Source organism: Microvirga pudoricolor, from assembly GCF_016892705.1.
Taxonomy (GTDB): domain Bacteria; phylum Pseudomonadota; class Alphaproteobacteria; order Rhizobiales; family Beijerinckiaceae; genus Microvirga; species Microvirga pudoricolor.
Genome location: NZ_JAFEMB010000003.1, coordinates 139749 through 163396, shown reverse-complemented (window position 1 = coordinate 163396; position 23648 = coordinate 139749). Strand labels below are relative to the sequence as shown.

Genomic DNA, 23648 nt, shown 5'->3' with positions numbered 1-23648 from the left:
CCGTGCGCGCTCCCCTGCTCCGCCGCTCCCGCGTGATCGGCCTCCTGGCTCTCGCGCCGCTCATCGGGGCGACGCTCGCGCTCGCGCAGACCTCGCCATTCACCATGTCGCCCGGCCAATCGGCCCCCCAGGCGGCTCCGGCCCAACCCTTCTCGGTCCAGGGCTCGCCCGGAACGGCGCCCCAGCCCGCGCAGGCCCCGGCCGCCTCGCCCTTCAACATGGGCCCGCCGCCCGGGAGCCCCCCGGCCAATCCCGGCAGCCCCCGGGGCACGGCCCCGTTCCCGGTGAGCCCGCCGCAGCAGCAGGCCGCGCCGCCCTCCGCGCGCCCCTCCGCGCCCCCCTCCGCACAGCCCCCCGCGTCCAACCCGTTCTCGATGGGCGGGACGGCGCAGCCCGCCCGGCCCCCGGCCGCACAGCCCTACAATCCCGGCCTCGCGGCCCCCCGGCCCACGGCCCCTTCGGCTGGCCAACCCTCCGCCCAGCCCTACCCGCAGCCGTATTCCCAGCCCGCTGCCCAATTCCCCGCCCAGCCTTACTCCCAGCCGCCCGCCTACGGGGCGCCGCCCCGTCCGGCGCCCGCCGTCGGGGTGCCCGGAGCCTTCCCGCAGGCCGGCCAGAACGCGGCGCGGGGCATCGTCCGCAACGAGCGCCCCATCCTGCCGATCGACGACGTGCGCCTCGAGGGCGAGGTCGATTCGCGCTCCTGGGCCGTGTTCCTGACCCAGGACGAGGCCACCGGCAGCGTGAGCCTGTCCGTAGGCTACCAGAACGCCATCGTGGTGATGCCGGAGGTGTCCCGCCTGCGGGTGGCCATCAACGGCGAGATCGTGATGGACGTGCCCATCGCGTCCTCCCAGGATGTCCGCCGCGTGACCCTGCCGATCCGCGCCGGGCTGCTGCGGGTGGGCCAGAACACCGTTCGCATGGAGGCGGTCCAGCGCCATCGCACGGATTGCACCGTGCGGGCGACCTACGAGCTCTGGACCCAGCTCGACGCGGCCGCCACCAGCCTGATCTTCGGCGACGGGACCCAGCGCGCCTTGCGCGGCCTCGACGACCTGCCCGCCGTGGGCCTCGACACCGCCGGCGTGACCACGATCCGGGTCATCGCCCCCCGGGTCTACCGGCCCGAGATGCGCGACCGCATCATGCGCCTCGTCCAGATGGTGGCCCTGCGCGGGCGCTACGCGCATCCCGTCGTGAAGGTGTTCGAGGCCGATCCCGGCCCGGCCCCGGCCGGAACCATCAAGGTCTATTTCGGCCTCGCAGGCGAATTGCGGAGCATCATGCCGTCGCCGCCCGAGGCCGCCGCCATCCAGGCCCTGGCCCTCGTGACCCAGGACGGCGGCACCCCGGCCCTCATCGTCTCTGGACCCACCTGGGGCGACCTCGACACCGCCGTGAACATCGTGGCGGCCTCCATGCTGGCCAACCGGCCCGCCGAGCGCAATTCCGTCGACACGGCCTCGTGGATGTGGCCCGATGCGCCCGCCTTCAACGGCGCGCGCTCGGTCCGGTTCGGCGACATGGGCGTGCCCACCCAGGAGTTCTCCGGCCGGCGCTTCCGGATCCGCTTCGCCATCGATCTCCCGGCGGATTTCTACGCCAACTTCTACGGCGAGGCGACGCTCTATCTCGATGCCGCCCATACGCCCGCCGTGCGGCCGGGCAGCCATATCGACCTGTACGTGAACGACCGCATCAGCTCGACCATGCGGATCACCTCGCGGGGCGAGATCTTCCGGCGGCACCCGATCCGCATCCCGATGCGCAACTTCCGGCCCGGCATCAACTACATCTCCTTCGAGGCGGTGCTTCTCACCGACGCGGACGAGCGCTGCCCGCCGGGCGGCACCCTCTCGGAGACGAGCCGCTTCGTGCTGTTCGATTCGACCACCCTGACGCTTCCGAATTTCGGCCGCATCGGCCGCCTGCCGGATCTCGCCGAGATGAGCGCCGCGGGCTTCCCCCTCGGACCGGCGCCCGCCACCGTCGTGCTGGCGCGGCAGAACGCGACCCTGTACTCCGCGGCCGGCACCATGCTGGCCCGCCTGGCGCGGGATTCGGGCGAGCCCGTGCGGGCCCAGTTCGCCAACGCGGCCACCCTGGGCGATCCATCCACGGTGTTCATCGGGGCCATCGATCAGCTCTCCGCCGGGATGCTGAACCGGGTCGGCGTGTCGGAGCGGACGAAGACCGTGTGGCAGACGTCGCCGTTCCCCACGAAGGCCAACGCGCCCATCGCCGCGGCCACCCCCGTGGAAGGCAACGACCTGGAAGGGGTCGAGCAGGCCTTCGCGGAGCAGAACGGGGAAGCCTCCACGGACGACATCCGGCGCCGCTGGGACGAATCGCTCTCCCGCCGCAGCTTCCTGCAGACCAAGCTCGAATCCGTGAAGGGCTGGATCGAGCGCACCTTCAGCCTCTCGGTCTCCACCCTGTCCTTCGGGGCCGCCCCGGAGACCGCCTACGAGCCCTCGCCGCGCTCGACCCTCCTGCTCGCCCAGGGCAGCTCGGTTGCGGACGGGACCTGGACGGTTCTGACCGCCCGCACGGAGGAATCCCTCGCGGACGAGACGGCGCGGCTGACGGACCCGGTTCTGTGGCCCCTGGTGTCCGGGCGGATCGTCACCTTGAGCCCCGACCAGGAACAGCCCGAGGTGCAGCCGGTGCGCTCCTTCATGTTCGTGCAGACGGAGCCCTTCTCGTTCCAGAACATGCGCCTCGTGATCGCCAACTGGATGTCGATCAACATCCTCCAATACGCCGCCCTGCTCGTCGCCTGCTGCATCGTCCTGGGCGCGGCCACCTATTTCCTCCTCAACCGCCTGGGACGCAGATCATGATGGGACGCCGCAAGGCACGGATCGGGACACTCGCGGCGCTCCTCGTCTCGGCCCTCCTCTGGGGCGGGCCGGGCACGACGGCCCACGCCGCCAACCCGGAGACCCGGCGCCTGGAAGGGACGGTCTCGCCCGAGAACTGGCAGGCCTACAAATCCCGTTTCGTGGAAGGCACCGGCCGGGTCATCGACAACGCCAACGGCAACATCAGCCACAGCGAAGGCCAGGGCTACGGCCTCATGCTGGCCTTCGCGGCGGGTGACCGCGCCGCCTTCGAGCAGATCTGGACGTTCACCTATACGGAGTTCCTGATCCGCGACGACGGGCTCGCGGTCTGGAAATGGGATCCGGCCTCGACCCCGAAGGTCACCGACCGCAACAACGCCACCGACGGCGACATCCTGATCGCCTACGCGCTCGCCAAGGCGGGGGTGGCCTGGAAGGAGCAGCGCTACACCATCATGGCGCAGCGCATCGCCCGCGCCCTGGGCCGCACCGGCATCAGCAAGACCACGGGCCGCTCCATCCTGCTGCCGGCCTCCCAGGGCTTCGGCCCCAACGACCGCCCGGACGGGCCGGTGGTCAACCTGTCCTACTGGATCTTCGAGGCCATTCCGACGCTGGCCCAGCTCGCGCCCGAATACGATTGGAACGGTCTGTGGCGGGAGGGCCTGTCCATCCTCCAGCAGGTGAACGCATCCAAGATGCGCCTGCCGCCGGATTGGCTCTCCATCCGCGACAGAACGCAATATCGGCCCGCCGACGGCTTCCCGCCCGAGTTTGGTTACAACTCGTTAAGGATACCGCTTTACCTCTTGAGGGCGGGCATGACGGATGTGGAGTGGCTGAAGACGATCAAGCAGAGATGGCTCGGGAACGAGGGTGTTGCGGTCGTCAACGTCCTGACGGGGCAGATCCGGGAGCGCCTGACCGATCAGGGCTACCGGGCCCTGTCGGCGACGCTGGCCTGTGCACTCGATCAATCCCGGGTGCCGGACGACTTGAAGACCTTCGAGCCTAACCTCTACTATCCGTCCACCCTGTACCTGCTCTCGATGTCGTTGATAGGCGAAAAATACCCTCAATGCCTCTAGGCCGTGGCATCACAGCGATAGTCATCGCAGGCGTGGCGTTCTCCGCCATCGCCCAGCAATTTGGCGGAAGCTCTTCCGACCAGAGGCAGGCGCCTGCCCCGCTTCCGTCCACGCCGACGCCGCCCTCCGGCTCGATCTCGCCGCAGAGCGCGCCCGCCCCGCAGAACCTGCCGCCTCCGGCGCAGCCCCCACAGGCCTTCCCGCCCCAGGCCCAGGGACAGCAGACGGGCCAGCCGCCGTCGAATCAGGCCCAGGCGCCGGGCCAGTCCGCCCCCCAGAGCCAGCCGCCCTCCCCGCCTCAACCCCAGGTCGACGAATCGGCCTTGCGCTACTTCGCCTCCCAGGGCGATACCCGCAGGCTCGACGCCGAGATCGCGCGGCTCCGGGCGCTCTACCCCAACTGGTCGCCGCCCACGGACCTGAACCAGCTGTCCGCACCCATCGTGGCCGGGCCGCCGCCCGATCCGGACATCGACCGGTTCTGGTCCCTGTTCTCGGAAGGACGCATCGCCGAGGCCCGCGCGGCCGTGGCGGAACGCACCGCGCGCGACCCGCAATTCCGCCTGCCGCAGGACCTCGCCACGGCCCTGGATACCGCCGAGGCGCGGACGCGCCTCGTGAACGCCTCCGACAACGGCCAGTGGCGCACGGTTCTCGACACCGCGACGCAGACCCCGTCCCTGCTCACCTGCGCCAACATCGATTCGCTCTGGCGGGTCGCCGAGGCGTTCGCGAAGACCAACCAGGCGGCCCGCACCCGGGACGTCTACACCTACATCCTGACCAATTGCGCCAACCCGGCCGAGCGGCTCGCCACGCTCCAGAAGGCCCTGCCGCTCCTGCCGGAGCAGCAGATCGCCGACCTGCTCCGCTACGAGCGCAAGACGGGCACGGACCAGGACGATTTCAGCGAGATCCGCGACCAGCTCGCCCTGCGCCGGGTCGACCGGGCCTCCAGCGACAGCAAGCAGACGGCCTCCGCCGAGGACCTCGCGGCGGTCGAGACCCTGGCCCAGGAATCCACGGATTCCGGCGCCGCCCTGGTGCTGGGCTGGTACTATTATCATCACAACGAGCCCGAGAAGGCGCGCCAGTGGTTCCAGACCGCCTTCGACCGCACCCCTGAGCAGAAGGCCGCCGAGGGCCTGGCCCTGACCCTGCGGGCGCTCAACCGCTTCCTCGAGGCCGAGAACCTCGCCTATGAATGGCGGGACCGGTCGCCCGAGAACCTGAGCGCCTACAAGGACATCTTCGTCGCGACCCTGACCCAGGACCCGCCCCTGCGCCTGGACCCTCGCGTTCTCTCCAGCGCCGTGCCGGTGATCACCCGCGATCAGTTCTACAACGGCGCCCAGGCGCTGGGTTGGTACTCGTACAACACGGGCCAGTTCGCCACGGCCCGCGGCTGGTTCGACAAGGCCCTCGACTGGAAGCCCGACGACGAGCCCTCGGCCTATGGCCTCGCGCTGTCGCTGCTGCGGCTCAACAACCGGAACGCCTTCAACGGCGTCGCCAACGAGTGGCGCACCCGCTCGCAGCGCATCGCCGACCTCGCCGACGGCATCTATGACCGCGCGGCCTCGACCACGGACCTGACGCCCACGGGGCCGCTGACGAGCGGCGGCCCGCTCAACCCGCGAACCGCGGTCGCGAATCCGCCGCCGGCCCAAACCCAGAGCGCGCCGGTCAGCTCGCGCGGGGGCTACGACCCGCGGCAGGGCTACGACCCGCGCCAGCCCCAGACCGACGCCCGTCCGGTCGACCAGCGCTCGTCGATCCCCGCAAACGGCGCCATGACCGGGGCCCCCATGACCGGCGCCCCCATGAGCAGCGCCCCCATGAGCAGCGCCCCCATGGCCGGTGCTTCGATGAACGGCGCCCCGATGGACAGCCGGCAAGCCGTCACGACGACCCGCCAAACCACCGACACGCGCCTCAACTACGACAACCGCCAGCCGGCCTCCGCCCGCGCGACCGCCGACTACGCCTCGCCCGTGGAGCCGGCCCCGCCCGTCACGCGCCAGCGCAGCTACGAGGCCGTCGAGGAGATCCAGGTCGAACGGCCCCGCGCGGTCGCAACGGTCACCACGGCGCGCCCGGCCCCTTCCGCCGGCGGCGGTGGGGGTGGTGGCACCGGGGGCGGGGGCGGACGTCAATCGTGCGCGTCCGGCAATGCCTATACCCTGCCGGCGGCGAGCGCCCTGTCCCTGGGCTGGTGCCTCATGGAGCTCAACCGCCCCATGGAGGCGGTCACGGCCTTCGATCAGGCCATCAAGCGCGGCAACGCCAGCACCAAGCAGGAAGCCGCCTACGGCAAGACGCTGGCGTATCTGCGCAAGGACCTGACCAAGGAAGCCGCCATCGCGGCCGCGGAAGCCCCGCAGGCTCCCCAGCGCCGCACGGAGCTGCAGGCCACCATCCTGTCCCAGCGCGCGCTGGCGGCCTATCGCGACGGACGCTACACCGAGGCGCTCCTCGCCCTGGGCGAGCGCGCCCGGATCGTTCCGGAGCAGAACGACCTGATGATCATCCGCGGCTATGCCTACTACAAGCTCGGCCGGTACAACGACGCCCTCAAGGTGTTCCAGGCCGTCCAGCGCACGGGCTATTCCGAGGACGCCGCCGCCGGCCTCAACGTGGTCCAGGAGGCGATTCGCCCGAGCCGCCAGTTCTGATCCGTCCCGGCGGCTTTGCGGGGGCGGGACGGTTGCGCTCGGGGCGCGCCTGCCCAATATACCGCCTCGGTTCAGGCAGCGACGGGCGGCGGGTTTGCAGATCCTATTGTTCGAGGTCGGCGGTGTGGGTTGCGCGCTCCGCCGCCAGGAGGTGCGCGAGCTCCTGCCCATGCCCCATCTGTGGCGTCCGCCCGCCCTTCCCCGGTCCGTCGCCGGGTTCTTCAACCTCGGCGGCCAGGCCGTTCCGGTCGTCACGCTCGCCACCCTGTTCGGCCTGGAGGCGCCGGGCCTCACCAAGGAAGCCGAGGCCTACCGCCATCTCATGCTCATCGACCGGCTCGGCGGGTCGGGGCCGGCCGCCTTCCTGGTCGACCGGGTCATCGACCTCGTGACCGTCGACGAGGCTCGCCTCTCGCCCGTCCCGGCCTCCGACACCCTCAACGGCTGCATCGAGGCCGAGATCGAGCATAGCGGCGCCCTGGTGCACCTCCTGTCCCTCGAGCGCATCCTGCTCGCCGAGGAGCGCCAGAGCCTCGCGGACCTGAGCGGCAGGGCCCAGGAACGGCTCGGCGAATGGGCCACCGACGCCTGATGGCGCGCGCGCCGACGCCGGATTTCCGTCTCGATGCCTCCTTCCCCCGGCTGAAGGCGCTGATCATCGAGCGGACGGGTCATTTCTACTACCAGGACAAGGACGACGTCCTGTGGGACCGGGTGCGTCGGCGCATCCACGCCACGAACGCCCGGGATTGCGCGGGCTATCTGGAGCGGCTCGCCGACGAGGCGCGGGGCGACGGGGAATGGAGCCTCCTCGAAACCGAGATCACCATCGGCGAGACGTTCTTCTTTCGCTACGTCGAGCAATTCACGGCCCTGCGGCGGACCATCCTGCCCGACCTCATCGCCCGCAACCGCGAGGAGCGCCGCATCCGCATCTGGAGCGCCGGATGCTCCACGGGCGCGGAGCCCTATTCCCTGGCGATCCTGCTCACCGAGCTCTTGGGCGCTGAGCGCGAGAGCTGGCGCATCAGCATCCTGGGAACCGACATCAACGAGGCTTTCCTGGCGACAGCGCGGCAGGGTCGGTTCGGCAAATGGGCCCTGCGCTCGATGCCGCCGGACGAGCGGGCGCGTTATTTCACGGCGGAGTCGGAGGGACGCTGGCTGCTGCGGCCGGAATACCGCTCCCTGGTGCGGTTCGAGCGGCACAACCTGCTCAGCCTGCTCGACGGGACGTCGCCGCTGCAATTCACCGATTTCGATCTGGTCCTGTGCCGGAACGTGCTGATCTATTTTCACCCCGACACGGTGCTTCGCATCGTCGGAGCGCTGCGGGACTGCCTCGTGGCGGACGGCTGGCTCCTGCTGGGGCATGCGGAGCCCAACCCGAGCTTCGCGAGCCTGATGCAGAGCGTCAGCCTCCCCGGCACCGCGGCCTACCGGCGTCCGCCCGAGGGCGCGGCGCCGCCGCCGGAACTCTCGCCTCCAGTCTCGCCGGGACTCCTGCCCCTGGCCCCGCCGGTTTGGATGCCGATCATCCCGAAGGCGACGGCGGAGCCCCCGCGCTCTGCGCCGGCGGCCGCCAAGCCCCCGCCTCGATCGCCCCCGAGCCGGCTTCCATCCGGCGCGGTCAGGCCGCCTCCGGCTGCGAAAGGGTCGGGCTCCGTGCTGGAGGCGGTGCGGGCCAAGGCCAATGCGGGGCACGTGGCGGAGGCGCGCGCCTTGTGCGGCCTGGGGATCGAAGCCGATCCGGTAAGCGCCGAGCTACACTTCTACGATGGGTTGCTGGCACAGGCGATGGATCTTCACCTTGATGCCGAGAAGTCCTTTCGCCGCTCCATCTATCTCGATAAGAACTTCATCATGGCCCATTATCACCTCGGTCTCCTCCTGCTCGCGAACGGACGGCAGGCTCCCGGCAAGCGGTCCCTGGCCAATGCGGCGCGCCTGGCATCCGGCTTGGCCGACGGCCAGGTGCTGCCGGAGGGCGACGGGGTTCGGGCCGGCGACGTGAGGGCTCTCGTGCGCGTGCATCTCGATGCCGTCGCGGCAGCCGGAGCGGAAGGCTGACATGGCCAAAGCCCACAGACGCAAGATCAAGCTGATCGGCCGCGCGGCCGCTCTTTCGGCCGAGGAGCGGCTTCGGCTGATCCTGGAGGAGCGCACGGAAAGCCTTGCGGCGCGGGTCCACCGTGCCGCGGCAGACGCTCCCGTCGAACGGCGCCGGGTGGTGGTCTGCAAGGCCGGACGGGAACGGATCGGCGTTCCGGTCGAGGCGGTCGAGGAGGTGCTGCCCTATCGGGCCTGCGTTCCGGCGGCCTCCGCCCATCCGGCGCTCATCGGCCATTTCGGGCAGGCCGGACGCCTCGTGAGCGTCATCGATCTCGGCCTCGCGCTCGGCATCGGCTCGGGCGAGACCGGACAGGGCGGGCATTACCTGCTCTTGCGCCGGGAGCAGCCCCGCCTGGCCCTGCGGGTCGAACGGGCCCAGGACGTCGTCGACGCCGTGCCGATGGCCGGTCAGGACATCTCCGGCCAGCCCATCTCGGGACCGCATACGGACGCCATCACGGGCCTTGCCCGCACGGACGACGACGGCCCCGAACGGGAGGGCGTCATCGCCCTTCTGGACCTGGATCGCCTCATCAAACCCTTTCTGACACTTTCGCCTGCTTCCGGAGCCTAACGTGACGATCTCGATCGCCAACCGCATCCTCCTCGGCTTTGCCTTCATCGTGGCGCTCATGGTGGCGCTCGGCATCTACGCCCTCACCCAGCTCGACGATTTCCGCCAGAGCAACGAGACCGTCGTGCAGCGCGACCTGAGCATCATGCGGGCGGTCGAGAGGGTGCGCGACCAGCAGAACCAGATGCGCGCCACCCGCGAGGAGATCGTGAGCCGGTTCCTCCTGCGCTCCCTCGGCCAGCCGCAGACCGGCGTCGAGAACACGATCGCGGCCTGGACCCGCCAGGCCGCCTCCACGGAGGCCGCCCTCAACGACGCTTCGACGAACATCACGAACCTGCGCTCGTCGGCGGTCACCAGCCAGCGGGCGGATGCCTGGCGGCGCATCTCCGATCTCATCGTGAACGCGAACGGCGAGTACCGCCAGATCCGCGCCGCCTCGGAGCGGCAGATCGCGGCGGTTCAGGCCAACGATCTGGCGACCGTCCTGGCGACGGAGGGCGCCCTCACGGAGGCCCGCGCCAACTGGGTCCGGAACCTGGACGAGGCCGACAAGGTGCTGGAGGAAGCGATCGGCATCGGGCAGAGGCGCTTGGTCGAGATCTACGACAGCAGCCGCGTCTCGATCATCATCGCGCTGGTGGGCCTCGCGCTCATCGCCCTCATCATCAGCTACCTGATCCGGAACTCCATCGCGACGCCGCTCTCCGCCTTCATGGCCTTCGTGGAGCGGGTGGGACGGGGCGATCTCGGCGGCCAGACCGCCGCCACGGGCCGCGACGAGATCGGACAGCTCGGCACCACCCTCAACACCATGGTGGACGGCCTGCGCCAGCTCGCGCGCCAGAGCCGCGAGGCGACCGAGAACCTCAACGCGTCGGCGGCCGAGATCCGCGCCTCGACCCAAGAGCAGGCCGCGAGCGTGGAGGAGCAGCTCGCCGCCGTCCAGGAGACCGCAGCCACGGTGGACGAGATCACCCATGCGGGCGCGCAGATCGGCAAGCGGGCCCAGGAGGTGATCGCCGCCGCCCAAGCCACGGCCCAGACCAGCCATGCGGGTCTCACCGCCGTGGACGAGACCGCCCGGGCCATGGACGCGATCCGCGAGCAGGCGGAGGCCGTGGCCGAGAACATCGTGGCGCTGAGCGAGAAGACCCAGGCCGTGGGCGAGATCATCGCGTCCGTGAACGACATCTCCGAGCGCTCGCACCTGCTGGCGCTCAATGCCGCCATCGAGGCCGCGGCGGCGGGCGAGAGCGGCCGCAGCTTCGCCGTGGTGGCCTCCGAGATGAAGGTGCTGGCCGACCAGGCCAAGGACGCGACCACGCAGGTTCGTTCGATCCTGGGGGACATCCAGCGCGGCATCAATTCCTCGGTGATGCTCACCGAGGAAGCCGTCAAGCGCGTCACCGCCGGCAAGGAGCGCACGGACACCACGCAGCAGACCATCACGGAGATCTCCAGCCGCGTGCAGGAAAGCGTTCAGACCTTCCAGCAGATCGTGGCCTCCACCAATCAGCAGCAGCTCGGCATCGAGCAGGTGATGGGCGCGCTCCAGAACATCCGCCAGGCCAGCCAGCAGACCGCCGCCGGGACGCGCCAGCTCGACACCGCTGCGGCCAACCTGTCGGACCTGTCCCAGCAGCTCCTGGCCATCGCCGAACGCTACCGCTTGTAGGATCCCGGGTGTCGAGGCGCGATCCGTGACGGATATCCGCAAGCAACTCCTGGCCGCTTTCGAGTCCGAGCACCGCGAGCATCTCGGCACGATCCGCCATGCTCTCGACCGGGCCGAGGCGGGCGCGGCCTTCGACATGGCGGACGTGTTCCGGCGCGCCCACAGCCTGAAAGGCGCGGCGCGGGCTGTGGACCTGCCCGCCGTGGAGGACCTGGCCCATCGCCTGGAAGCCCTGTTCTCGCAGATCCTGGAAGGCCGGAGAACACTGGATCCGCCCACGATCGCGGCGCTTCGAACCGGTCTCGACGGCATCGAGGATCTGGTGGCCGAGATCGACAACCCGGCCAGCACGTTCGCGCCCACGGCCGCTCTTTCGGCTCTGGACCGCCTCCTGGGCGGCGACAGCGCGCCTCCCCCGGCTCCCGCTGCCCTTCCCGCCACGCCCCAAGCCCCAGTGTCCCAAGCCCCGGCGCCCCATCCCGCGCCGGCGTCCGCAGACCCCATCCTGGCCCCCGAGCCGCCGCCCGGCGAGGCGGGCAGCACCTACCTGCGCGTGGCCGCCGAGCAGATCGAGGAATTGTCGGGCTCCATGCACCAGCTCATGGCCGACCTGCAGGCCGAGGAGGCCATCTCGGACGCGATTTCCCAGGTCGATTCCGAGTTGCGCGGCTTGCGCCGAAGCTGGGACGCCCTGCAGGTGCAGGTCTCGGCCCTGGTGACGGTCTCCCAGCGGGCCAATGGCCAGGGCGGCGCCGTCCCGCGCTCCCTCGGGCCCCGCCTGAAGGAGTTCGATCAGAACCTGAAAGGCCTGTTCCGCCGCCTCTCGGCCCTGTCCCGTGAGCAGCGCCAGCTCGCCTGGGCCACGGAGCAGGCCGCCCACGCGGTGCGGGAGAACATCGACCGGGTATCGCTCGTGTCCGTCGAGACGGTGTTCGGCAGCTTCGGCCACATGGTGCGGGACCTGGCCCGCCAGGAGGGCAAGGCCGTCCGCGTGCGCACGGCGGGCCTCGACATCCAGGCGGATCGGCGGGTGCTCCAGGCCCTCAAGGACCCGGTGATGCACCTCCTGCGCAACGCGGTGAACCACGGCATCGAGACGCCCGACGAGCGCCGGACGCGCCGCAAGCCCGACGAGGCGGAGGTGAGCCTCGAATTCGCCTCGAAGGGCGGCCGCCTGGAGATCAGCATCCGCGACGACGGACGCGGCCCCGATCTCAACCGGATCGAGGCGGTCGCGGTCCAGCGCGGCCTCCTGCCCGAGCGCAGGCGCGGCGAGATGATGCCGCCGGCCGACCAGCTCCTGTCCCTCGTCTTCGCGCCGGGATTCTCCACGGCCGCCACCGTGGACAAGATGTCCGGGCGCGGCATGGGCCTTTCCGTGGTGGCCGAGGCGGTGCGCCGCCTGCACGGCTCGGTGCGCCTGCGCCAGCGCCACCCGGCCGGGGCCGAGGCGCACCTGTCGGTGCCGTTCACGGCCGCCCGGCAGTCGCTCCTCCTGGTGGAGGCGGAGGGCCGCATGTACGGCCTGCCCACCCACAACATCGATCGCCTCCTGCGCCTGCCCGCCGCCCGCCTGGAAAGTGTGGAAGGACGACCTGTCGCACGGATCGAGGTCGGGGGGCAGGACGTTATGGTCCCTGTGGTCGCGCTCGCGGCCCTCACAGGATCCTTGAATGCCCCCATACCGATCGAGGCCGGAAGCGTGAAGGCAGTGCTGGTTCGCCAGGGTGCCCGTCACTGCGCCCTGGCCGTGAATGTGTTCCAAGACGTGCGCACCATGCTGGTGGGCGATGTCGATGCCATCGGGCTCGATGAGACCGTCTCCGGCACCGTGCTGCTGGAAGACGAGCTTCCGGCCCTGGTGCTGAGCCCGGAAGCCCTGGTCGAGCACTGGGTTCGCAACGAGAGCCGCCTCGCGGCCGGAGGGCTCGGCCTGGCCGAATGGGCTCCGAAGGCCGAGAAGCGCGCCACCACGATCCTCGTGGTGGACGATTCCATTACGACCCGCACCCTGGAGAAGAGCATCCTGGAAGCCCAGGGCTACCGGGTGGTGCTCAGCGTCGACGGGCTCGATGCCCTCAACCTGCTGCGCTCCGGCGAGGCCGTGGTCGACCTCGTGATCGCCGACGTGGAGATGCCGCGCATGGACGGCTTCGGCCTGCTCCAGGCCGTCAAGGCTGATGCCCGCCTGGCCTCCCTGCCCGTCATTCTCATGACCTCCAGGGACGATCCGGAGGATGTGCGCCGGGGCCTCGACCTCGGGGCGAGCGCCTACATCACCAAGCAGAAGTTCGACCAGCGCGAGCTGCTCGGCACGATCGGACAGCTCCTATGATCCCCTCTTCCCAATCGCGCGTCCGCGTGATGGTGGTCGAGGATTCCCTCGTGATCCGCCAGCTTCTCGCCCACATCATCGCCCGCGACCCGCGCCTGATCGTGGCCGCCACGGTGGCCTCCGCCGAGGAGGCCTTGCAGGAGATCGGCCGCGTGCAGCCGGACGTGGTCTCCATGGACATCCGCCTTCCCGGCATGGACGGCCTGGAGGCGACCCGGCGCATCATGGCCGAGCGGCCCACGCCTATCGTGGTCATCGCCGATTCGATCGAGGATTCGTCCCTCAAGATCTCCATGAACGCCCTGCGGGCCGGCGCCCTGTCGGTGGTGGAAAAACCCGTGGGCGTCACGAGCGCCGGCTACGATGCGATCGCGTCCACCATCTGCACCCAGCTCTACATCATGAGCCAGGTGCCCGTGGTGCGGCAGCGCAGCTTCAGCTGGCGCCCGCCCACGAACCCTCCGCGCTCCGAAAGGGAAGACCTGTGGGCCTCGGCGCGCCCCGCCCTCATGGCGATCGCGGCCTCCACGGGCGGCCCCCCGGCCCTCGCCAAGGTGCTGGGCGCCTTTCCGGCGGACTTCCCGATCCCGATCCTGCTCGTCCAGCACATGGGAGCCCCCTTCATGGAGGGGTTCGCGTCCTGGCTGAACGGGCTCACATCCCTCGACGTGCGCCTGGCCCAGGAGGGCGAGGTGCCGGCCGCGGGCCGAGTCTACGTGGCGCCGGGGGATCGGCATCTGGCCCTGTCCTCCACTGGGGCCCTGCGCCTCAGCGCCGATCCTCCCATCGGAAGCCAACGGCCCTCCGCCACCTACCTGTTCCGATCCATGGCGCAGTTCGCCGGCCCCAGAGGCATCGGCGTGCTCCTCACCGGCATGGGCGAGGACGGGGCGCAGGGGCTGGTGGAGATGCGACAGGCCGGCGGCTACACCCTGGCGGAGCACGAGAGCACAGCGGTGGTCTACGGCATGCCCGCCGCCGCCGTGCGCATGGGCGGGGCGCGCGCGAGCCTGCCCCTCGACCTCATCGCGCCGCGCCTTCTCGGCCTGGCGCGGGGAGAGGGCGAATGAACGCTCTCGAGGCGCGCGCGGCCCGGATCCTCCTGGTGGAGGATTCGGAAACCCAGGCCTTGCAGCTCCGGTACGTCCTGGAGAGCAACGGCTTCAACGTTGCATGGCAGGCCACGGCGGAAGCCGCCCTCGACAGCCTGAACGAGCGCCTGCCCGACCTCGTGATTTCGGATTATCACCTGCCCGGCATGAACGGGGACGAGCTGTCGCGGCAGATGCGCCTCAACATGCGCACGCGGGCGATCCCCGTCCTCATGCTGACGGAAGCCCGCGAGCGCGGCATGGAGCGCCAGGGGCTGGAAAGCGGCGCCGACGCCTACGTGTCCAAATCCGCCGACCAGGATCTCATCATCCTGCGGATCAAGGCGCTCCTGCGCCGGCGCGCCACCTCGGCCGAGCCGGAGGCCGGAACCGAGGTCTCGAGCTTCGGCAGCTTCCGCCGGGCCCGGATCCTCGCCGTGGAGGACAGCCCCACCTACCAGGCCTATCTGAGGGACATCCTGGCCCGCGAGGGATACGACGTGACCATGGCGGGCGACCCCGACGAGGCCCTGCGCCTGGTGGGGGCGGCCCCGGCCTCCTGGGATTGCGTGATCGTCAACGTGCTGAGCCCCGGCTTCGACGGGGTCGACCTGTGCCGCCAGCTCAACGCCTACCGGGGCGTCGCTCCCCTGCCGGGCCTGGACGTGCCGAGCTTCTACATCGTGGGCCTCGGCAACGAGGAGGGCGGCAATGCCCTGTCCCGCACCTTCGCGGCGGGCGCCGACGACATCATCCCGGCCGCCGCCGAGGCCGACGTGTTCCGGGTGCGCATCCGGGCCCTTGTGCGGCGCAAGCTCCTCCAGGACGAGAACAGCCGCATCGAGACGGAGCTGCGCCAGCGGGAGCTCGCCCTCGAGCGGGCCAAGACGGAGGCTGCCGCCGCCGAGGCGCGGGCGTCCCTCGCGGGTGCCCTGGCCCGGGCCAACTACGATCTGGAGCAGGCCAACCACCAGCTGAAGGAAACCCAGGCCAAGCTCGTGCAGGCGGCCAAGATGGCATCGCTGGGCGAACTCGTGGCCGGCATCGCCCACGAGATCAACAACCCCCTCGCCTTCATCCTGGCCCATCAAGGCACCGTCGAGCGTCTCCTGTCCGACGTGGAGGGCAAGCTTCCGGCCGGGACGGGCCTGGAGGCCAAGATCGGCAAGTCCCGCGAACGGATCGGCGCCATGAAGCTGGGCCTGGGCCGGATCCAGGAGCTCGTGCTCAACCTGCGCCGCTTCTCCCGGCTCGACGAGGGCGAGCTCAAGACCGTCAACGTGCCCGAATCCATCGATACGGTGCTGGCCCTGCTGGGCCATAAGCTCGGCGGCCGGATCGAGGTGGTGCGCCACTATCACGCCGCGCCGGATCTCTATTGCTCGCCGGCTCTCCTCAACCAGGTGGTCATGAACGTCATCGGCAACGCGGCCGACGCCATCGGCGATACGGGCACGATCACGATCCAGACGGACAGCGACGACGCGACCTACGCGATCCGCATCTGCGATTCAGGGCCCGGCATCCCGGACGAGTTGAAAGAACGGATCTTCGAACCATTTTTCACCACCAAGCCCGTCGGCACCGGCACTGGACTTGGTCTCGCAATCGCCTATAGCGTTGTCCAGGCTCATAAAGGAACGATCTCAGTGGATACGGGCCCCCAAGGAGGCGCGCGTTTCACGATCATGATCCCAAGGCAGACTCTCTCATGAATGCGCTGGTCAGCCCCGATCTCGATCAGGGCACGATCCTGGTCGTCGACGACGAACCGGACATCCTGGTCGCGCTCGAGGACCTGTTCGAGGACGATTACCGCGTCCTGAAGGCGACCTCACCCCTGCAGGCCCTGGACATTCTGAAGAACGAGCCCGACATCGCCATCATCATTTCCGACCAGCGCATGCCGGAAATGCAGGGCGACGAGTTTCTGACCAAGGCCCGCAGCCTCAGCAACGCCGAATCGATCCTTCTCACCGGCTACGCGGACCTGAAAGCCGTGATCGGGGCCGTGAACAACGGCCGCATCATGGCCTACGTGCCCAAGCCCTGGGACCCTTCCACCCTGCACAGCATGGTGGCCTCGGCTTATGAGCGCCATCGCCTGTCACAGCGCCTGGAAACCGAACGCTCGCTCCTGCACGGCCTCATGGACAGCACCGAGGACGGCATCGCCTTCAAGGATCTCGAGGGCCGGTTCGTGCGGCTCAACGGCAGCAAGGCCCGTGCTCTTGGGATTCAGGCGGGAGACGGAATCGGCTGCCACGAGCGCGATTTCATCCCATCCTCGAAAGCCGAAGATGTGGAGCGCCTGGACCGGGAAGCGATCGCGGCGGCGCACCCGATCGAGACGATCGAGGAGCTGACCGTGGGCGATGGTGGCCAGCGCTGGATCCTCACGCAGCGGATCCCGATCCTGGACCAGGAGGGCACCGTCACGAACCTGGCCGCCATCGAGCGCGACATCACGGACCGCAAGCTCATGGAGATGCGCCTGCGCCAGGCGGACAAGATGCAGGCCCTGGGCACCCTGGCCGGGGGCGTCGCGCACGATTTCAACAACCTCCTCATGGCGGTGCTGGGAAGCCTCGACCTCGCCTCACGCCGCCTGCCGGACGATCCGCGGCTGTCGCGGCTGCTCCAGAACGCCATCTACGCGGCGGAGCGGGGGGCCTCGCTGACGCAGCGCCTCTTGAGCTTCAGCCGCCAGCGGGACCTGACCCTCCAGGCCGTGGACGTGACCCAGGTCATCCATGACATGAACGACCTGCTGACGCGAACCCTGGGAACGCACCTGCGCATCGAGCGGACCCTGACAGAAGACCTCTGGTGCGCCACGGTGGATCCGGACCAGCTCGAACTGGCGATCCTGAACCTGTGCATCAATGCCCGCGACGCCATGCCGGAGAGCGGAACGCTCACCCTCTCGACCCGGAACGCCACGGTCGGCGAGGACGATGTCGCCGACCTTGCGGCGGGAGATTACGTCGTGGTGTCGGTGTCGGATTCGGGGGTCGGCATGCCGCCGGAGGTGCTCAACCGCGTGTTCGAGCCCTTCTTCACCACGAAGGAGGTGGGCAAGGGCACCGGCCTCGGCCTGCCGATGGTCTATGGGCTCGCCCAGCAATCCGGCGGAACGGTCACGATCAGGAGCGTGCTCGGCCAGGGCACCCAGGTCGACCTTTATCTGGCGCGCTCCGCCACCCCCGCCGTCCCCGCCGGCGACGAGGATCCGGCCGGGGTCGAAGCGTCCGTGAAGGCCCATATCCTCCTCGTGGACGATGACGCGGAAGTGCGCAGCGTCACGGCCGCCTATCTGAACGAGATGGGCCATCAGGTCACGGAGGCTCCCAGCGGCGCCTCCGCGCTCGAGATCATCGCCCAGGCGGCCGATGTCGATCTCCTGGTGGCGGATTTCGCCATGCCGGAGATGACCGGCCTCGAGCTGGCCGTCCAGGCCCGCAAGCTCCGGTCCGGCCTTCGCACCCTCCTGGTGACGGGCTATGCCGACCCCGAGAAGGTTCCCGAAGGATATCCGGTGCTCAACAAGCCGTTCGGCCGGAAAGAGCTGGCCGTCCAGGTCACGAACCTGATCGACGATCCCGGGGCAAGAGACCTCTAGAACGAAGAATTGATCGTTAGTGTTAACGGTTCCGTCCGGCTGTTTACGCTTTCTTCACCCCTGAGGCGGCTTCAAGGCCGCGACCCTCGGTTGCGACTCCCCCAATCATTTCAAGGTCTTGACAGGGCGTCACCCGGCCCTTGAAACGCGTAACGCTATAAACCATAGGAAATTTGACCACAAAACAGGCAACCGATTGACTTTGCGCGCGCTTCGCACCTTAACTTCGTCCCAGAACGGCCATAATCCAGAGCCGTCTCAGAGGACAACCAGAATGAAGAAATCAGCTCTTCTTGCAGCTGTTTGCGTTCCCGCATTCCTGGCCGCCGCTCCGCTGGCCGCCAAGACCCTCGTTTATTGCTCCGAGGGAAGCCCCGAGAATTTCTATCCGGGCGTCAACACCACCGGCACCTCCTTCGACGTGACCGAGCAGATCTACGACAACATCGTCGATTTCGAGCGCGGCGGCACCAAGGTCGAGCCGGGCCTGGCCGAGAAGTGGGACATCTCCGAGGACGGCACCGTCTACACGTTCCACCTCCGCAAGAACGTGAAGTGGCACACCAACAAGAACTTCAAGCCCACCCGCAACATGAACGCCGACGACATCGTGTTCATGCTCGAGCGCCAGTGGAAGGAAGATCACCCGTTCTTCAAGGTGACGAGCCCGAACCACTCCTACTTCACCGACATGGGCATGCCCAAGCTCCTGAAGTCGGTCGAGAAGGTGGACGACTACACGGTCAAGATCACCCTGAACCAGCCCGAGGCTCCGTTCCTGTCGAACCTGGCCATGCAATGGGCCGGCGTCCAGTCCAAGGAATACGCCGACGCGATGCTGAAAGCCGGCACGCCGGAGAAGATCGACCAAGAGCCGATCGGCACGGGCCCGTTCTACCTGGTGCAGTACCAGAAGGACGCCATCGTCCGCTACAAGGCGTTCCCGGAATACTGGGCCGGCAAGGCCAAGCTTGACGATCTGGTCTTCGCGATCACGCCCGATCCGTCCGTGCGCTGGGCCAAGGTCCAGAAGGGCGAGTGCCATGTCATGCCGTATCCGAACCCGGCCGACCTGGACGCCATGAAGAAGGACCCGAACGTCACGATCCTCGACCAGGCGGGCCTGAACATCGGCTACCTGGCCTACAACACCACCAAGAAGCCCTTCGACGACGTGCGCGTCCGCAAGGCCATGAACATGGCCATGAACAAGAAGGCGATCGTCGAAGCCGTGTTCCTGAGCACCGGCGTGCCGGCCAAGAACCCGATCCCGCCGTCCATGTGGTCGTACAACGACTCGGTCAAGGACGACGAGTACAACCCGGAAGCCGCCAAGAAGCTGCTTGCGGAGGCCGGCTACCCGAACGGTCTCGAGACGGATCTCTGGGCGATGCCCGTGCAGCGTCCCTACAACCCGAACGCTCGCCGGATCGCGGAATTGATGCAGGCGGACCTCGCCAAGGTCGGCATCAAGGCCGAGATCAAGAGCTTCGAGTGGGGCGAGTACCGCAAGCGCGCCCAGGCCGGTGAGCACCAGACCGCCCAGCTCGGCTGGACGGGCGACAACGGCGACCCGGACAACTTCCTGAACACCCTGCTGGGCTGCGCCTCGGCTCAGTCGGCCTCCGGCTCGAACATCGCCAAGTTCTGCTACAAGCCGTTCGAGGATCTCGTCTCCAAGGCGAAGGTGACGTCGAACCAGGCCGAGCGCACCAAGCTCTACGAGCAGGCCCAGGTGATCTTCAAGGAGCAGGCTCCGTGGTTCACCATCGCTCACGCGGTGCAGCTGAAGCCGGTGCGCAAGGAAGTCGTGGACTTCAAGCTCTCGCCGTTTGGCCGCCACACGTTCTACGGCGTGGACATCAAGGGCAAGTAAGGCATCGCCTTCTTGAGCGGGCGGAGCGGCTCTATGGCCGCTCCGCTTTTTTCATTCCGGGGTAGAGTTCCGCCCGGAATTGGATTAAGGGCCGCGCTTCCTTTGGCCTTACGGACCTCACTTCGCCTGAAATGTTCTAGCGATGCTTCGATTTATCCTGACTCGCGTCAGCCTCGTCATTCCGACCTTCATCGGGATCACCATGCTGGCTTTCTTCCTCATCCGCCTCGTGCCGGGCGATCCCATCGAGACGCTCGCGGGCGAACGCGGCATCGATCCCGCGCGCCATGAGCAACTGCGCAAGGAGTTCGGCTTCGACAAGCCGATCTTCGTCCAGTACGGCATCTATGTGGCCCGCGTTCTCCAGGGCGATCTCGGCAAGTCCCTGATCACGCAGGAGAGCGTGCTCACCGAGTTCAACGCCCTGTTCCCGGCGACCGTCGAACTGGCCTTGTGCGCCATCATCTTCGCCCTCGTGCTGGGCTTGCCGGCGGGCATGATCGCGGCGATCCGACGAAATTCGATCTTCGACCACGGCGTCATGGGGATCTCGCTCACCGGATACTCCATGCCGATCTTCTGGTGGGGCCTGATCCTGATCCTGCTCTTCTCGGTGCAGCTCGGCTGGACCCCCGTCTCGGGGCGCATCGACGTGCTCTATTACATCGAGCCGGTGACGGGATTCCTGCTGATCGATTCCTGGCTGTCCGGCGAGGAAGGCGCGTTCAAGTCCGCCGTCGAGCACCTGATCCTGCCCACCATCGTGCTGGGCACGGTGCCGCTGGCGGTCATCGCCCGCATGACCCGCTCGGCGATGCTGGAGGTCCTGGGCGAGGATTACATCCGCACCGCCAAGGCCAAGGGCCTGCCCTGGTTCCGGGTCGTGACCCTCCATGCCCTGCGCAATGCGCTGATTCCGGTCGTCACCGTCATCGGCCTCCAGGTGGGCGTGCTCTTCACCGGAGCGATCCTGACCGAGACGATCTTCTCCTGGCCGGGCATCGGCAAGTGGATGATCGACGCCATCTTCCGCCGCGACTACCCGGTGCTCCAGGGCGGAGCCCTGCTGCTCGGCATCGTCGTCATGGCCGTGAACCTTCTCGTGGACCTCGCTTATGGTCTCATCAACCCGCGCATCAGGCATAACCGATGACCGCTGAAACCATGGACACCCCGGCCGTCGCCGTGCCGACGGCCACGCCGCCCCACCCGCTCCGGGAGTTCTGGAGCTATTTCAGCGCCAACAAGGGGGCCGTGGCAGGCCTCGTGGTGATCGTCACCGTGGTGCTCGTGGCCCTGCTGGCGGACGTGCTGGCGCCCCACTCGCCCTACATCACCGACACCACCATCGCGTTAAAGCCGCCCTTCTGGCAGGAAGGCGGATCCCTCGCCTACCCGCTCGGCACCGACGCGATCGGCCGCGACATCCTCTCGCGCCTGATCTACGGCGCGCGCCTGTCGCTGCTCATCGGCATCGTGGTCGTGGCGATCTCCATCGTGCTCGGCACGGTGCTCGGCCTCGTGGCGGGCTTCGTGCGCGGCGTGACGGAGATCCTCATCATGCGATTGATGGACATCATCCTCACCCTGCCGAGCCTGCTCCTCGCGATCGTGATCGTGGCGGTGCTCGGGCCCGGCCTCATGAACTCCATGATCGCGGTCGCCCTCGTGATCCTGCCGCATTACGTTCGCCTCGCCCGTGCGGCGGTGATCACCGAAACCTCGAAGGATTACGTGATGGCGGCCCGCGTCAGCGGGGCCGGAACCCTGCGGCTCATGTTCAAGGAAGTGCTGCCGAACTGCACCGCGCCCCTGATCGTGCAGGCCTCGCTGGGCATCTCCACCGCCATCCTCGACGCGGCGGCGCTGGGCTTCCTGGGCCTCGGCGCGCAGCCGCCCTCGCCCGAATGGGGCACCATGCTGGCCGATGCCCGCGAGTTCGTGCTGCGGGCCTGGTGGGTGGTGACCTTCCCGGGCCTCGCCATCCTCATCACGGTGCTGGCCTTCAACCTGCTCGGCGACGGCCTGCGCGACGCCCTCGATCCCAAGCTGAAGAGGTCCTGACCATGGCGCTTCTCGAAATCGAGAACCTCGTCGTCGAGTTCCAGACCTCCACGGGCATGTTCCGGGCGGTCGACGGCGTGTCACTGGAAGTGCACGAGCGCGAAGTTCTGGCCATTGTGGGCGAATCCGGCTCGGGCAAGTCCGTGTCGATGCTCGCCGTCATGGGCCTGCTGCCCTGGACCGCCAAGGTGACGGCCGACACGATGACCTTCAACGGCCGCGACCTCCTCACGATGCCGGGCGCCGAGCGCCGCAAGATCATCGGCAAGGATATCGCCATGATCTTTCAGGAGCCGGTGGCGAGCCTCAACCCGTGCTTCACGGTCGGGTTCCAGATCGAGGAAACCCTTCGGATCCACCTCGGCCTGGGCCGCCGGCAACGGCGCGCCCGCGCCATCGAGCTCCTGACGGCGGTGGGCATTCCCGACCCGGCCGAGCGCCTGAGCTCGTTCCCGCACCAGATGTCGGGGGGCCAGTGCCAGCGCGTGATGATCGCCATGGCCATCGCGTGCAATCCGAAGCTGCTCATCGCCGACGAGCCGACCACGGCCCTCGACGTGACGATCCAGAAGCAGATCCTGGACCTGCTCGTGAACCTTCAGGCCGAGCACGGAATGGGCATGATCATGATCACCCACAACATGGGCGTCGTGGCCGAGACCGCCGACCGGGTCGTGGTCCAGTACAAGGGCCGCAAGATGGAAGAGGCGGATGTGCTCACCCTGTTCGAGAACCCGCGCAGCAACTATACCAAGGCACTGCTCGCCGCCTTGCCCGACAACGCGACGGGCGACCGCCTGCCCACCATCGCGGATTATTTCAAGGACGGAAGCGAGATCGCCGGAGCGGCCGTATCATGAGCGTCGTACTCGAAGCCAAGAACATCGTGCGGGACTACCACGTCCCCGGCGGCCTCTTCTCCAAGGGCTCGACCGTGCACGCCGTGAAGGGCGTGAGCTTCACGGTCGAGAAGGGCAAGACTCTGGCCATCGTGGGCGAGAGCGGCTGCGGCAAGTCCACGCTCGCGCGGATCCTCACCCTGATCGACCCTGCCACGTCCGGAGACCTCTTCATCCAGGGCAAGAAGGTCGACATCAGCAAGGGCGACCTCACGAAGGACCTGCGGCGCGAGGTGCAGATCGTCTTCCAGAACCCCTACAGCTCCCTGAACCCGCGCCAGAAGATCGGCGACGTCCTGGGCGCCCCGCTCGTGATCCACGGCAACGTCCCGGCCTCCGAGCGCCGGGATCGCGCCATGGCGATGCTGAAGAAGGTGGGCTTGGGCGAAGAGCACTACAACCGGTATCCGCACATGTTCTCGGGAGGGCAGCGTCAGCGCATCGCAATCGCGCGCGCCCTGATGCTCAACCCGAGCCTGCTGGTGCTCGACGAGCCCGTCTCGGCGCTCGACCTCTCGGTCCAGGCGCAGGTGCTGAATCTCCTGGCGGACCTGCAGGACGAGTTCAACCTGACCTACGTCTTCATCAGCCACGACCTGTCGGTGGTGCGCTATATCGCCGACGACGTGATGGTGATGTATTTCGGCGAAGCGGTCGAGTACGGCACCCGCGACGAGGTGTTCTCGGATCCCAAGCACCCCTATACCAGGACCCTGTTCGCGGCCACGCCCCGCGCCGACCCCAACAGCATCCGCGCACGTCTTGCCAGAAAGAAGGCGGCCTGA

At 68.4% G+C, this 23648-nt stretch carries 16 protein-coding genes; all 16 read left to right on the top strand.

The features are described 5' to 3' along the window. The first annotated feature begins 2 nt into the window (after positions 1-2). The 16 genes from ILT42_RS12435 (at position 3) to ILT42_RS12360 (ending at position 23648) form a co-directional block, all read left to right on the top strand. Entirely contained in the window at positions 3-2846 is a 2844-nt protein-coding gene (locus ILT42_RS12435; protein WP_204215933.1) for a cellulose biosynthesis cyclic di-GMP-binding regulatory protein BcsB, read from the top strand. Then, entirely contained in the window at positions 2843-3937 is a 1095-nt protein-coding gene (locus ILT42_RS12430; protein WP_204215932.1) for a glycosyl hydrolase family 8, read from the top strand. The genes ILT42_RS12435 and ILT42_RS12430 overlap by 4 nt, the downstream gene beginning before the upstream one ends. Continuing rightward, positions 3928-6612: a tetratricopeptide repeat protein gene (locus ILT42_RS12425; RefSeq protein WP_204215931.1), complete on the top strand. Its 2685-nt coding sequence runs from the start codon at positions 3928-3930 to the stop codon at positions 6610-6612. The genes ILT42_RS12430 and ILT42_RS12425 overlap by 10 nt, the downstream gene beginning before the upstream one ends. 94 nt (positions 6613-6706) lie before the next feature. After that, positions 6707-7204, top strand: coding sequence for a chemotaxis protein CheW (locus tag ILT42_RS12420; RefSeq protein WP_204215930.1), 498 nt, complete (start codon positions 6707-6709; stop codon positions 7202-7204). Next, the gene (locus tag ILT42_RS12415) at positions 7186-8682 is read left to right on the top strand and encodes a CheR family methyltransferase (protein ID WP_204215929.1); all 1497 of its coding nucleotides are present in this window, start codon (positions 7186-7188) and stop codon (positions 8680-8682) included. Before ILT42_RS12420 ends, ILT42_RS12415 begins: the two co-directional genes overlap by 19 nt. A 1-nt stretch (position 8683) precedes the next feature. After that, the gene (locus tag ILT42_RS12410; protein ID WP_204215928.1) at positions 8684-9298 is read left to right on the top strand and encodes a chemotaxis protein CheW; all 615 of its coding nucleotides are present in this window, start codon (positions 8684-8686) and stop codon (positions 9296-9298) included. A gap of 1 nt (position 9299) precedes the next feature. Then, positions 9300-10976 carry a methyl-accepting chemotaxis protein gene (locus tag ILT42_RS12405; RefSeq protein WP_204215927.1) on the top strand — a complete coding sequence of 559 codons (1677 nt, stop codon included), beginning with the start codon at positions 9300-9302 and terminating at the stop codon, positions 10974-10976. A 25-nt stretch (positions 10977-11001) separates the two neighbouring features. Continuing rightward, positions 11002-13311, top strand: coding sequence for a hybrid sensor histidine kinase/response regulator (locus ILT42_RS12400; RefSeq protein WP_204215926.1), 2310 nt, complete (start codon positions 11002-11004; stop codon positions 13309-13311). Continuing rightward, the gene (cheB, locus tag ILT42_RS12395; RefSeq protein ID WP_204215925.1) at positions 13308-14381 is read left to right on the top strand and encodes a chemotaxis-specific protein-glutamate methyltransferase CheB; all 1074 of its coding nucleotides are present in this window, start codon (positions 13308-13310) and stop codon (positions 14379-14381) included. The genes ILT42_RS12400 and cheB overlap by 4 nt, the downstream gene beginning before the upstream one ends. Further along, positions 14378-16117 (top strand): response regulator, encoded by a 1740-nt coding sequence (locus tag ILT42_RS12390; RefSeq protein ID WP_204215924.1) that lies wholly within the window; start codon positions 14378-14380, stop codon positions 16115-16117. Before cheB ends, ILT42_RS12390 begins: the two co-directional genes overlap by 4 nt. Beyond that, the gene (locus ILT42_RS12385) at positions 16114-18024 is read left to right on the top strand and encodes a response regulator (RefSeq protein ID WP_204215923.1); all 1911 of its coding nucleotides are present in this window, start codon (positions 16114-16116) and stop codon (positions 18022-18024) included. The genes ILT42_RS12390 and ILT42_RS12385 overlap by 4 nt, the downstream gene beginning before the upstream one ends. 274 nt (positions 18025-18298) lie before the next feature. Further along, a complete protein-coding gene (locus tag ILT42_RS12380) occupies positions 18299-19900 on the top strand; it encodes an ABC transporter substrate-binding protein (RefSeq protein WP_204215922.1) in 1602 nt (533 codons plus the stop codon). Positions 19901-20042: 142 nt separating this feature from the next. Then, positions 20043-21053 (top strand): ABC transporter permease subunit, encoded by a 1011-nt coding sequence (locus ILT42_RS12375; protein ID WP_204215921.1) that lies wholly within the window; start codon positions 20043-20045, stop codon positions 21051-21053. After that, positions 21050-21964, top strand: coding sequence for an ABC transporter permease subunit (locus ILT42_RS12370; RefSeq protein ID WP_204215920.1), 915 nt, complete (start codon positions 21050-21052; stop codon positions 21962-21964). Before ILT42_RS12375 ends, ILT42_RS12370 begins: the two co-directional genes overlap by 4 nt. Before the next feature lie 2 nt (positions 21965-21966). Next, positions 21967-22824, top strand: coding sequence for an ABC transporter ATP-binding protein (locus tag ILT42_RS12365; protein WP_204215919.1), 858 nt, complete (start codon positions 21967-21969; stop codon positions 22822-22824). After that, on the top strand, positions 22821-23648 hold the full coding sequence (locus ILT42_RS12360; RefSeq protein ID WP_204215918.1) for an ABC transporter ATP-binding protein: 828 nt from the start codon (positions 22821-22823) through the stop codon (positions 23646-23648). Before ILT42_RS12365 ends, ILT42_RS12360 begins: the two co-directional genes overlap by 4 nt.

What these genes read in the sequence shown, in the direction of transcription:
- ILT42_RS12415 (WP_204215929.1), top strand. Translation starts at nt 7,186, where the DNA reads ATGGGCCACCGACGCCTGATGGCGCGCGCGCCGACGCCGGATTTCCGT.
- ILT42_RS12370 (WP_204215920.1), top strand. Translation starts at nt 21,050, where the DNA reads ATGACCGCTGAAACCATGGACACCCCGGCCGTCGCCGTGCCGACGGCC.
- ILT42_RS12360 (WP_204215918.1), top strand. Translation starts at nt 22,821, where the DNA reads ATGAGCGTCGTACTCGAAGCCAAGAACATCGTGCGGGACTACCACGTC.
- ILT42_RS12365 (WP_204215919.1), top strand. Translation starts at nt 21,967, where the DNA reads ATGGCGCTTCTCGAAATCGAGAACCTCGTCGTCGAGTTCCAGACCTCC.
- ILT42_RS12385 (WP_204215923.1), top strand. Translation starts at nt 16,114, where the DNA reads ATGAATGCGCTGGTCAGCCCCGATCTCGATCAGGGCACGATCCTGGTC.
- ILT42_RS12390 (WP_204215924.1), top strand. Translation starts at nt 14,378, where the DNA reads ATGAACGCTCTCGAGGCGCGCGCGGCCCGGATCCTCCTGGTGGAGGAT.
- ILT42_RS12410 (WP_204215928.1), top strand. Translation starts at nt 8,684, where the DNA reads ATGGCCAAAGCCCACAGACGCAAGATCAAGCTGATCGGCCGCGCGGCC.
- ILT42_RS12380 (WP_204215922.1), top strand. Translation starts at nt 18,299, where the DNA reads ATGAAGAAATCAGCTCTTCTTGCAGCTGTTTGCGTTCCCGCATTCCTG.
- ILT42_RS12375 (WP_204215921.1), top strand. Translation starts at nt 20,043, where the DNA reads ATGCTTCGATTTATCCTGACTCGCGTCAGCCTCGTCATTCCGACCTTC.
- ILT42_RS12425 (WP_204215931.1), top strand. Translation starts at nt 3,928, where the DNA reads ATGCCTCTAGGCCGTGGCATCACAGCGATAGTCATCGCAGGCGTGGCG.
- cheB (WP_204215925.1), top strand. Translation starts at nt 13,308, where the DNA reads ATGATCCCCTCTTCCCAATCGCGCGTCCGCGTGATGGTGGTCGAGGAT.
- ILT42_RS12430 (WP_204215932.1), top strand. Translation starts at nt 2,843, where the DNA reads ATGATGGGACGCCGCAAGGCACGGATCGGGACACTCGCGGCGCTCCTC.